This is a genomic window from Drouetiella sp., assembly GCF_059504425.1.
This window is the reverse complement of the sequence record NZ_JCACIN010000124.1, coordinates 1-12,002: the sequence shown is the minus strand read 5'-3', so window position 1 is coordinate 12,002 and position 12,002 is coordinate 1. Positions and strand designations below refer to the sequence as shown.

Annotated in this window: 8 protein-coding genes and 1 pseudogene; 5 read left to right on the top strand and 4 right to left on the bottom strand. The window is 49.6% G+C overall.

The window, feature by feature from the left end; all coding sequences use genetic code 11:
* Positions 1-148 precede the first annotated feature (148 nt).
* Positions 149-1,978 (bottom strand): ABC transporter ATP-binding protein, encoded by a 1,830-nt coding sequence (locus AC5JMP_RS27270; protein ID WP_495854655.1) that lies wholly within the window; start codon positions 1,976-1,978, stop codon positions 149-151.
* Positions 1,979-2,143: 165 nt separating this feature from the next.
* Between AC5JMP_RS27270 and AC5JMP_RS27265 the strand changes: the two genes are divergently transcribed.
* The 5 genes from AC5JMP_RS27265 (at position 2,144) to dxs (ending at position 6,834) form a co-directional block, all read left to right on the top strand.
* Positions 2,144-2,284, top strand: a complete 141-nt coding sequence (locus AC5JMP_RS27265; protein WP_495854654.1) for a hypothetical protein — start codon at positions 2,144-2,146, stop codon at positions 2,282-2,284.
* Positions 2,285-2,677: 393 nt separating this feature from the next.
* Complete coding sequence (locus AC5JMP_RS27260) at positions 2,678-3,361, top strand: MotA/TolQ/ExbB proton channel family protein (protein WP_495854653.1); 684 nt, start codon at positions 2,678-2,680, stop codon at positions 3,359-3,361.
* Complete coding sequence (locus AC5JMP_RS27255) at positions 3,358-4,005, top strand: ExbD/TolR family protein (protein ID WP_495854652.1); 648 nt, start codon at positions 3,358-3,360, stop codon at positions 4,003-4,005. Before AC5JMP_RS27260 ends, AC5JMP_RS27255 begins: the two co-directional genes overlap by 4 nt.
* A gap of 269 nt (positions 4,006-4,274) precedes the next feature.
* Positions 4,275-4,466 carry a hypothetical protein gene (locus AC5JMP_RS27250; protein ID WP_495854651.1) on the top strand — a complete coding sequence of 64 codons (192 nt, stop codon included), beginning with the start codon at positions 4,275-4,277 and terminating at the stop codon, positions 4,464-4,466.
* Between the two features lie 466 nt (positions 4,467-4,932).
* A complete protein-coding gene (dxs, locus tag AC5JMP_RS27245) occupies positions 4,933-6,834 on the top strand; it encodes a 1-deoxy-D-xylulose-5-phosphate synthase (protein WP_495854650.1) in 1,902 nt (633 codons plus the stop codon).
* 180 nt (positions 6,835-7,014) lie between these two features.
* On the opposite strand, the gene AC5JMP_RS27240 is transcribed toward dxs, so the two are convergent.
* The 3 genes and pseudogenes from AC5JMP_RS27240 to AC5JMP_RS27230 all read right to left on the bottom strand — a co-directional run.
* Positions 7,015-8,829 (bottom strand): iron uptake porin, encoded by a 1,815-nt coding sequence (locus AC5JMP_RS27240; RefSeq protein WP_495854649.1) that lies wholly within the window; start codon positions 8,827-8,829, stop codon positions 7,015-7,017.
* 367 nt (positions 8,830-9,196) lie between these two features.
* Positions 9,197-10,954, bottom strand: coding sequence for an iron uptake porin (locus AC5JMP_RS27235; RefSeq protein ID WP_495854648.1), 1,758 nt, complete (start codon positions 10,952-10,954; stop codon positions 9,197-9,199).
* A 923-nt stretch (positions 10,955-11,877) separates the two neighbouring features.
* Positions 11,878-12,002: pseudogene (locus AC5JMP_RS27230) on the bottom strand (photosystem II D2 protein (photosystem q(a) protein)); the annotation flags it as partial.

Genomic DNA, 12,002 nt, shown 5'->3' with positions numbered 1-12,002 from the left:
CCCACCACACACAACAAAAATGCGTAAGTCCTATTGGTATTAGATGAGGCGGCGGATGATTTATTGGGTAGTCCTCAAAATGTAATGATTTTTACGAGGTGGGCTAATCCTGCCTAATAAAAACTATTGCACGAATTACCAGCACCTATTACCGATACCCTGCTGCCTGTAGGGCAAACAGCTTGGCATACTGTCCTTCTACCTGCATCAGCTGCTCATGGGTGCCCTGCTCCTGAATTTCGCCATTCACCAGCACCACGATTTGGTCTGCCATGCGTACCGTCGAGAAACGGTGAGAAATCAGGATTGCCATCTGGTTTTGCGTCACAGCCCGCAGCTGATTAAAGATTTCCACTTCGGCTTCGGCATCCACGGCAGAAGTGGGTTCATCTAGCACCAAAATATCGGCTCCAGTGCGCATAAAGGCACGAGACAGGGCAATTTTTTGCCATTGCCCGCCTGACAGCTCTCGTCCGTCTTTAAACCAGCGACCCAGCTGCGTCTGAAATCCATTCGGCAAAGTGTCAATAAACGATCGCGCCGTTCCTTTCTGAGTCGCATCTTCCCAGCGCAGCTGATCTTCAAGATGCTCCACGTCGCCCACGCCGACATTCTCACCCACCTGAAACTGGTAGCGAACAAAGTTCTGAAAAATTACGCCAATCCGCTTTTGCAGCGTTTCAATATCCCACTCCTGCAAGTCGCGTCCATCTAGCAAGATTCGTCCTGAGTCTGGCGGATAGAGGCGGGTGAGCAGTTTGATCAGCGTCGTTTTGCCAGAACCATTCTTGCCGACGATCGCCAGCTTCTGTCCTGGCGGCAGATGAAACGAAACCTGATGAAGCGCAGGGATTGCACTGCCAGGATAGGTAAAGGAGACTTGCTCAAACCGAATACCGTCCTCCGGGTGTGCGCCATATCGGGCGTAGCCTATGGACTCCGGGACTGGCTCTTCTAAAAACTCGTAGAGGTTAGATAGGTAGAGCGAGTCTTCGTACATGCCGCCAACTGCCGTTAGGATCGAAGCAAAGGTAGACTGCCCTTGACGAAACACAACCAGATACAAGGTTAGATCGCCGAGGGAAATGCGGCTGGCGATCGCCTCCAGCACAATCCAAACATAGGTGCCGTAAAAGGTGACGGTACTAATCAGACTTAGCCCATAGCTCCAAAGACTTCTGCGAATAGTGAGATCGCGGTCTTCGGCATAGAGGCGATTGAAGATGGCGCGGTAGCGATCGAGCAGCATATCGCCGAGTTGGTAGAGCTTCACCTCCATGGCATTAGATTCGTTGGAAATGAGGAACTCTAGGTAGTCCTGCGATCGCGCTTCTGGGGTGCGCCGCCGGAACAGACGAAAGGCAGTCTGGGAGAATCGAGTTTCGGCAACGAATGCTGGGATTGCCGCCACCATTAAAAGCAGCACAGCCCAACTTGAAAACCTTAACAGCAATGCACCATAGGCAATGATGGACAGCGTATCTTTGATTAGCCCAAATGTCCGAATCACCAGACCCAATGGACGGGTTGAGGCTTCCCGTCTGGCGCGACTCATCTTGTCGTAAAACTCCGAATCCTCAAAATGCGCCATATCCAGGGTCAGAGCCTTTTCGAGAATCAAGACATTCACCTTTTGCCCTAGCAAGACGCGCAGCAGTGACTGACACAGCGAAGTCATCTGCTGACTTCCTGAAAGCAGCGCCACGGCAATTGCCTCAATGCCCAGATATTCCAATACCCGCCAGCGATCGCTTTGGAGTCCCGACTGAGTTGCCTGGATCACGCCATCTACAATGAGCTTGCCGAGATAGGCGATCGCGCCAGGTAAAAGCCCCGATAGCAGGGTCAGGAGAGCGAGTCCGAGCGTGAGCAGACGATGAGTTGTCCAAACCAGCCGCACTGCACGGCCACAATATTGAAATAAAGATAGAGGACGAGAAAAAGTCTGTAGCAGGGATTTTGATGAAGAAATGCGCATACTCCAACGATAGCGTTTTGAACCGGAAGGTCGGTTAGGGGATACGCAAGGGTTTGACCCATCAACAAAGCGCTCTGACACGCTGCAATTCGTAACGTTTTTTAGATTTTCTTAAACTATGTCTTTACAATTGAAGGGAATTCACTATCGGCTCTCAATTAATCTATGGCAAGTTCAGACGATCGCAAAAAGCGCATCATGGAGCATTTAGCTCGCAGCACCAACGACTTTTCTAAGCCCACCATCAAGATGACTGAAGAACGTAAGCAGCAAATTCAGGATCACGTCCGCCGAACTACGGGCTGATCAGCAGCATTCTGAAATGTCCATCTAAATTGAGGGTGAGGCAGTCATTTTGTAGAGGTATTGAAACGTGCCGCTTCTACGAAATGATTGCCTCACTTTTTTTCATCACGAACCTTTTTCGAGAATTCCAGTCAATTAGATCTATATTGGTCTGTTGATGCTCATTCACAGCCGAAGAGTAGTCGAAGGCGATCGGAAATTCTTAAAATTAAAATTGCTTTCAAGATTTAATTAATTCAGCTTTCTGATTAACAAAATTTGGTGTCTGGGCTTGGCGGCTGTAGGACTGTGTGACTAGAGGCTGTGCAACTAGAGGCTGTGTAACTAGAGGCTGTGCGATCGAAGCATGACGCGTGGACAGAGGTAAGACATTGATGGAGGTAAGACAAAGCGGTGAATATTTCTGACCTGTTTGCTAGGGGCGGCGTCGCCATGTGGCCCATGCTGCTCCTTTCGTTTCTGGCGCTCAGTACCATTATTGAGCGAGCTTGGTTTTGGTCAAAAATTCTCACCCACGATCGGGAAATTTCGGGTCGGGTGCTAGAGGCGGCGCGGCGCGATTGGGATGCCTCCACCGAAATTGCCCGAAAATCCAGCAATCAACCGATCGGGCGCTTTCTCTATTCAGCGCTAGAGCTAGAAAACCCTGATCCAGAGGTTTTTCAACTTGCTCTAGAAGCCTCAGCCGATGAAGAGCTTGCGGCTATGCGGCGGGGCGAAAAGATTCTAGAAGCGACGATCGCCATTGCGCCGCTGCTGGGGCTATTAGGAACTGTATTAGGACTCATTGGCTCTCTCAGCTCAATTCGGCTGGGAGATGTGAATACAGACTCTACTACGGGTGCAACACTGGGAATTGCTGAAGCGCTGATCAGCACAGCCGCTGGTCTGATTGTTGCCATCACGGCGCTGGTATTTTATCGGCTCTACCAAAGCTTTGTGGGTGGGCAGGCAAAGATCTTTCGTCAGTCGGGCAATGAGCTAGAGTTGCTGTATCGCAAAGGACGCATGTGGCAGCGCGATCGCCAACTTGCCCCTGGCACCCTGTCTCCGTCTGTCCCAGAGGAAACTTCATGAAAATCCCTAGTGATTCCCACGAGCCTGAAGTCCGGATCGAGATTGTCCCACTCATTGACGTGATCTTCTGCATTCTGACGTTTTTCATTCTTGCCGCCGTTACCCTAACTCGGCAAAACGCCATCAATGTTGATCTCCCTAGAGCAGCAACGGGCACGACCCAAATGCGCAAGCTGCTCATCGTCACCGTTGATCCGATCGGGCAAACCTACGTCGAGAAGCAGCCCGTCTCCAGAGAACAGCTTTATCAAACCTTGCTCAACTTCCGCACAACCAGTCCTGAAGGCACAATGGTGCTGTACGCCTCACGGGCAGCCAGCTACAACGATGTCGTGCAGGTTCTCGACCTACTGCAATCGGTGGGAGGCGATCGCGTGGCGCTAGCGACTTTACCTGGCTCTACTTCAGCAGAATTGACTTTACCGAGCACAGGTTCAAGTCCTCTGCCGAACTTAAACAATCTGCCGGGTTCAAATAGCCTGCCCGACTCCAGCGGCTCATCTACTCCTCAAGGTTCGCCCGCACCGCTACCCGCATCCAGCGCTCCTTACAACTTGAATCCGTCAGGTTTAGCGCCAAGTCAGTCCACTACAGGCGCTTCGACAGATGCAAATAAAGCTCGCTCAATTCCTAGTAAGCCCTAATTCACAGGGTCTTAGATTCATTCAGATTAGTCACTTAATTTTGACTAGATGTATAGCGATCGCCAGTTTGCTTAGAAAATTTAGGGTGGAGCGCTTAACGCTCCACCCTAAATTTTCCCGTCCCAACCGCCTTGGCGATTGCCATACTTCAGTAAAATCACTGCCTTATGTAAAACTTACATGAATTTAATATAAACATTGCATGGTCTGAAAAGTTTTGTTTCACCACGATACAGGCTATTTTGCGTAATTAGGGCACACTATGTCTGATGTATACCCTCAAGCGCGTGATGGACAGCCAAGCACAGGTTAGCAAGCAGCCGAGATTTATTCTCCAAGCATTCACTGGCAACGATTTTGACTTTGACCTGTGGGCACTCGCCGTCCGGCAACAAATGATGGCTACCCTTAAAAAAAGAGAGGGAAGCCGCAGTAATTGGGGACGCATTCAGCAGCACTGACTGTAGCAATTTCCAATTGCATAGACCATAGTTATTTTTTGAGAGGCAACGCTCCGCGCGGCTTCCAAAAAATAACCTATCCCTAACTAATGCAAAGCCTGTAACCAGAAATTTAGGTCAGAACTATTTCAATCAAGCTGAGGGAACAAAGTGTCGAACCCTCAGCTTTTTTGTGCCAATTTTGTGCCAATCTTTTGTGCTAAACAGCTTACTAGCTACGGTTCGTAACATGCTTTTAACACATAGATACCTATTTTAACGAAGCGATGCGACAGATAATTACTGCAAATAATTGCTGGAAACGCTTGCACCGGGGAGATCTTACCGTCTAAGATTACAAATCTAAAATCTAAAACGTCAGGGCACCCAGAAGCCGCGTTAATCTTTCCCTCGAATTGAATTAGAGTGAGAAAATAGTAAATAGCTTAGAAAAACTCAAGTAAAACTCAAGAGGTATCTGCTCTGTATGCATCTGAGCGAATTAACCCACCCCAATCAATTGCACGGCCTTTCAATCCAGCAGCTCAAACAAATTGCGCTCCAAATTCGAGAAAAGCATTTGGAAACCGTTGCAGCCTATGGTGGACATTTGGGGCCTGGTTTGGGAGTAGTAGAACTCACCCTAGGGTTATATCAAACATTAGATCTCGATCGCGACAAGGTAACGTGGGATGTGGGGCATCAGGCTTATCCTCACAAGCTGATTACTGGACGTTACAACAGCTTTCATACGCTTCGCCAAAAAGGCGGTGTGGCGGGATATCTCAAACGCTGCGAGAGTCCGTTTGATCACTTTGGTGCAGGTCACGCCTCGACTAGCATTTCATCGGCTCTGGGCATGGCGATCGCTCGTGACCTGAATGGCGACAAATTCAAGGTTGCTGCTGTCATTGGCGATGGGGCACTCACAGGCGGCATGGCACTGGAAGCCATCAATCACGCCGGACATCTGCCCAAGACAAACTTGGTGGTGGTGCTAAACGACAACGAAATGTCCATCTCGCCGAACGTAGGCGCAATTCCGCGTTACCTCAACAAAATGCGCCTCAGCCCGCCTGTGCAGTTTCTCACAGACAATCTGGAGGAGCAGCTGAAAAACCTGCCATTTGTCGGCGGCACCTTGCCGCCTGAGCTAACTCGGATCAAAGAAGGGATGAAGCGTCTAGCCGTTCCCAAAGTTGGAGCCGTGTTTGAAGAATTGGGCTTTACTTACATGGGCCCGATCGACGGTCACAATTTGGAGGAACTGATTGCTACCTTCCAGCTTGCTCATCAACAGCAAGGCCCCGTATTAGTGCATGTCGTTACCGTGAAAGGGAAGGGCTATGCGATCGCCGAGCAGGATCAAGTCGGCTATCACGCTCAGTCGCCGTTTAATTTGACAACAGGCAAAGCTGCGCCCTCTAACAAGCCCAAGCCCCCCAGTTACTCCAAGGTTTTTGCCCATACCCTTACCAAGTTGGCAGAAAATAATCCCAAGATTATTGGGATTACAGCAGCCATGGCAACAGGCACCGGGTTAGACAAGCTTCAGCAAAAGCTGCCCAAGCAATATATTGATGTGGGTATTGCGGAGCAACATGCTGTCACTCTGGCCGCAGGTTTGGCTTGCGAAGGAATGCGTCCGGTCGCCGCAATTTATTCCACGTTCCTGCAACGCGCCTTTGATCAGATTGTTCATGATGTCTGTATTCAAAATCTGCCTGTTTTCTTCTGCCTCGATCGTGCGGGTATTGTTGGCTCAGATGGCCCTACCCATCAAGGCATGTATGACATTGCCTATCTCCGCTGCATTCCCAATCTCGTGCTGATGGCTCCCAAAGACGAAGCCGAGCTACAGCAAATGATTGTCACAGGTGTAGAGCATACTGAAGGCCCGATCGCCATGCGCTATCCTCGCGGCAATGGCTATGGCGTGCCTCTGATGGAAGAAGGTTGGGAACCGCTTCCCATTGGCAAAGGGGAAATTCTTCGGAATGGTGACGATTTGCTGATGCTGGGCTATGGCTCAATGGTCTATCCTGCGCTGCAAACCGCTGAGATGTTAAGCGAACACGGCATAGAAGCGACTGTGATCAACGCCCGCTTTGCCAAACCGCTAGACACAGATCTGATTATTCCATTGGCGAAAAAAGTGAAGCGGGTGATTACGTTAGAAGAAGGCTGCCTGATGGGCGGCTTTGGTTCAGCGATCGCCGAATCCCTCCTTGACCATGAGGTAATGGTGCCACTGACCCGTATTGGTGTCCCTGACAAGCTAGTTGATCACGCCTTGCCCGAAGAATCCTGGGCAGACTTAGGTCTTACTCCGCCCCAGATGGTCGATCGCATTCTCAAGCTATTTACCCTACAGCCGTTAGAGGTATAGCTGCATTTACAGCAGGTAGGACGGGGACATTTTTGAGCACGCTCAAAAATGTCCTAGCTTGATGATTATGGCTACAGAGCTGCTGCTCTCCATACAAAAAATCCCCCAGCTCTTCATCTGTAAAGCTGGGGGATTAATTATGTTGCTAAATGAACTTTATTAAGTTCATTTAGTCAAACCCTAGAACCTGAAGTTGGTTCTGATCGCTCCCACAAAACTACTGTCGTTGTCGGAGCTATTGCTTGGAGAATCCAGATAAATCAAGCTGGGCGTGATAGCAATATTGTCGTTGACGTTGAAGGTGTAGAACACTTCAGCAACAAAATTGTTTCTCTGATTAATACGGCTGTTGACCACAGAATCAGTCGGAACTCCTGCTGCGTAAGGCGCAATTCCTGCCAGGATACCCAAGATGTTGCCTTCTCCACCCAAGTCTCTGAAAGCCAGAGTTCCCTGGAAGCTCCAAACATTGTAGTCGCCCTCACCAATCCGACGAATTGGAATGTAGGTACCGCCACCTCCAATCTCAATTGCTCCGAACTTGAAGTTAACTTGCCCCGCATAAACGTTAGCAACTTCAGGATTAGCTGCGTCGGCAGCATCTCTAAAACCGAAGAAACCACCGCGTCTGTAGGTGTTGCCGTAGGTCAGAGCTGCATCGAAGTTAGGACTCAAGAAGTTCAGCTGCGCAACGGCACTGTAGGTGCCATCGAACAAGCCATTCTTGGGCAGAGTGCTAGCAGAAGAGCTTCCCGAACCACCACCGGAGTAGCCAAGGTCTAGACCAAAATTGTCATTGAACTTGAAGAAAACCGTAGCTCCAGCGTTGCCGCCAAAGAAGTCGTACTGTGGGGGTCTACCAAATCTCAGCAAAGAACCTGATCCGCTGTCGCGGAATGGGCTGATTCCGGTGGAAACCAAATCAGTGTTTCCCAACGAGTTTGCCCAGATGCTTACCCGCGCTGGACCCACAGGAAATCTGTAGAACAAGTTGTCTATAGTGACATTGCTGCTGCCTGTTGCGGTTGGAGAGGTCGAACTCAAAGCCCATTGAGTCGATCGCGTGCCGCTGCCAAAAGCGCTGGGGTTGTTGAAATCAACAGCCTGTAGACGTGCTCTCAGCAAGTCATCGCCCGTAAAGCTAGTATCCAAGTTCAAGCGAACCCGGTAGCCAAGGTTGACCTGGTCATCCGGCGCATCGACAACACCGTTTTCAATGGGGATGCCAACTACGAAGACGCTTTCGCCTCTAAGCTTGGTGGTGGTGGAGAACTGATTAGCTTCCAGTTCAGCCGTCCGAGCTTCTAAAGAATCAACGCGACCGCGTAAGGTTGCCAATTCAGCTGCAAACTCTTCTTGCAGGCGCTGTAGGGTTGCCAAGTCTTCTGCGGTTGCCAGGTCAGCAGTGCTGGAAGCAATCAATTCGCTGATGCGATCGAGACAAGCATTCATACCTGCCGCAAATTCATAGCGAGTCATCGCACGGCTACCCTTGTAAGTGCCATCGGGGTAACCTGCAATACAGCCATAGCGCTCAACGAGAGACTGAAGCGCTTGAAACGCCCAATCTGTAGGCTGAACATCAGAAAGCTGAGAAATTGAGGTGACTTGAGCCTGAGTGTCGTCTACCCCTTCGCCGCTGTACTGAGCGACCTGTGTAAGAGATGAAGCGCCTGTAGCGGGAACCGCTTGAATAGGTGCAGTCTGAGCAATTTCTTCAGGAACCTGCTGCGAGGAAGGTTCAGCAGCGATCGAAGCAGGAACTGGCTGAGTAGCTTCAACTGGGCTGATTTCAGCATTAATTTGTAAAGGAGCCGCTGGAGCTAATTCGCTTGCAGTCAACAAGCTAGAGGAGACTGCAACTTCACTAAGCAACGCGTCAACATCAGACTTAGACTGCATCTCCGCAGCAGTTGCGGAAGACGAAACAATGAGAGCCGCACCCAGGAAAGCAGGTGCCGTTAAAAGAGACTTCCAAAGAAACTTGGATGACATACCTGAAATTCCTCACACTTAAAATCTACGATTTCTTAAACCACACAAGCGTAATTCTAAGCTGGGAGATCGCAAAAAGACAAGAAAGTAGCGAAAGATGCTGATTTTACTTAAGACTTTTAAGAATTCAATATTCTCTTGTTAATCTTCTTAACCATTCCTTGAAGAACTGCCACTATTGCTTAACCGGGAGATAAATTTTGTGCGCTAGAGCAGCCTCTCCACACAAAATTTATTCCTGGAACTTAGTAGCTCCAAATTGCCCCATGGGAACTTCTTAAAAAGAATGCTCAAGCTCCACAGGAGCTTGAGCATGAAAGTTATCAGATAAACAGGTTAAAGGGTACTTGAGCCTTTAACCACATCTCTAGAAGCTGAATGTTGTTCTGATAGCACCTACAAAGCTATCGCCATTCGCATCATCGTTGCCAGGATTGGTGATGTAGATCAGACCGGGTGTGACAGAGATATTGTCATTTACCTGGAATCGATAGAAGCCCTCAACCTGGAACGCATTGTCTTGATTGAAGGTACCGCTTAGAGAACCAGGAATGCTGGAGCCATAGCCGGGAGTACCCGCCAGAAGACCTAACAGGTTGCCTTCACCACCCAGATCGCGAAGAGCCAGCGTACCTTGGTAGCTCCAGATGTCGAAATCCCCAATACCGATGCTGCGGATGGGTATATAGGCTACACCACCACCCACTTCTAGAGCGCCAAACTTAAAGTTGACCTGCCCACCGTAGGTATTTGCGACTTCAGGACTGCGATCGAAGATGAATCCACTTGCATTGTAGCCGTTGCCATAGGTGAGGGCAGCATCTACAAAACTGCTCAAGTAGGTCAGCTGAGCAACGATGCCATAATCGCCGTTGAACAAACCTGCACCTGGTCGGGTGCTAGCAGCCTCAGATGCAGAATAGCCGAAGTCAAGACTCAAGTTATCCGTCAGTTGGACGATCGCACCTGCACCTGCATTACCAGGCATGAAGTTGTACTGCGAAGGAACACCAAAGCTGGTTAGAGCACCGCCGCCGTCATCGTCAAAGGGGCTGATGGTACTTCTCACAAAGTCAGAGTCAGAAACGCCTCTGGCGGCAAAAGTCAGCTGTACACGATCGCCAACCGGGAAGGTGTAGAACAACTTCTGTAGGATAACGGTGTTGCTGCCTCCAACAGGGTTGCCATCACCAAACTTCCAGGCAACGCCACCCAAAGACTCCTGGCTACCAAAGTCACGAGCCTGAAGACGTGCTCTCAGCAAGTCATTCCCTGTGAAGCTAGTATCCAAGTTCAATCGAATCCGGTAGCCCAGGTTTGCCTGAGGCTCATCCGTTCCTTCTACACCATTTTCCAGAGGGATGCCAATACCAAAGATGGTTTCACCCTTGAGCTTGGTGGTGGTGGAGAACTGATTAGCTTCCAGTTCAGCCGTCCGAGCTTCTAAAGAATCAACGCGACCGCGTAAGGTTGCCAATTCAGCTGCAAACTCTTCTTGCAGGCGCTGTAGGGTTGCCAAGTCTTCTGCGGTTGCCAGGTCAGCAGTGCTGGAAGCAATCAATTCGCTGATGCGATCGAGACAAGCATTCATACCTGCCGCAAATTCATAGCGAGTCATCGCACGGCTACCCTTGTAAGTGCCATCGGGGTAACCTGCAATACAGCCATAGCGCTCAACGAGAGACTGAAGCGCTTGAAACGCCCAATCTGTAGGCTGAACATCAGAAAGCTGAGAAATTGAGGTGACTTGAGACATTGAGCCAGCTTGACCGCTGCTGCTGTACTGAGCAACTTGCTCAAGAGAGGAAACGCTAGTCGTTGCGGGCGCTACCTGCTGGGGCGCACTCTGTGCAATTTGTACAGGAGCTGTCTCGATCGCAGCCGCTTCAACTGCGGGCGCAGTGGCTTGCTGAACAGGAACAGCACTAAGTTGCGGTGCTGCTTCTGAAGACAAAGGCTGAGCAGACAACAACTCTAAACTTGATGCAGAAGCTTCGCTGAGCAACGTATCAGCAGCAGCCTTGGGTTGAACCTCTACGGCGATCGCAGAAGAAGAAACAAACATAGCTGCACCGAGCAAAGCAGGGGTAGCTAGCAAAGACTTCCAAAAAAACTTGGATGACATATTTTTAATCCTCACACCTTATAACCTAATGGTCTTTGACTTCAAAACCCGGTCTGTACAATTATAAGCACTGAGCCTGACAAGGATCAAGAGCAGAATAAAAGCAGGTTAAGAAACCCTCACCTTAAGACTGCTGAATGATCTCAAAAGTTCCTGCTTTGCGCTACTGTCCCCTAAAGTGCTGTCTAGGGACATAGAAACATTCTCTTGCGTGTTTCTTGTAGGGCTGTTTAAAAAACTATCCGCCCCCACAGATCGGCTTTCGGAGGAATCCTCAGCTAATCTATGGGGGCGGTGTAGCGGGTCTTCAAATTGAAACTAGACTGCCAGGAGGAACCCTGGCTTACAAAATCTTAGAGACGGATCTCTAGATTTAGCTCCTAGAGAGCAGCCCCGGCGCACAGCCAGCTTATATCAACTTGACGACCCGTGAATTTACTACTATCTTGCACAGGCATCACCTCCTCTTTCCTAGACGGTTAGTTACTAGAAGGGCAGAACACTCGGCTCCGGGTGTTACCACCTGATACGTAGAATAGCACAGACAGTATGCCTTGTGTACTAGCTAACGCCTTCATAATTGTTAGACATGCTTTTCAGAAAAGCTTCTCATATCAATCTAAGACCCAAACAGGGCAGATGATTTTCGAGAGCCGCGCTCCGTGCGGCTCTCGAAAATCATCTGTCACCTCATCAATTTAAATTGATATAGCCGTATTCAATTTCTTTAGAACCTTTTGGGTGCCGTGCTCCGCGCGCCACTCAAAAGGCTCCCGTCCTAACCCAGGTGAGCACAGCTATATCAGAAATCCAATGCAAGAAGCAAATCCAGTAAGAACACAGCACAAGACTCAAACGGAGTCCCCGCTTTAAAGCAAGGACTCCGTTTGACGTAACCCAGTTAAATGCGTGAGCCGCGATTACTAGAGAGCGTTACCCCGTGGCAATACCTCTTCGGGGAATACAAATTTTTCGTGAATCTGGTCTTGAGGAGCCATCCAAGCGCGGATGCCCTCGTTCAACAAAATGTTCTTGGTGTAGAACGTCT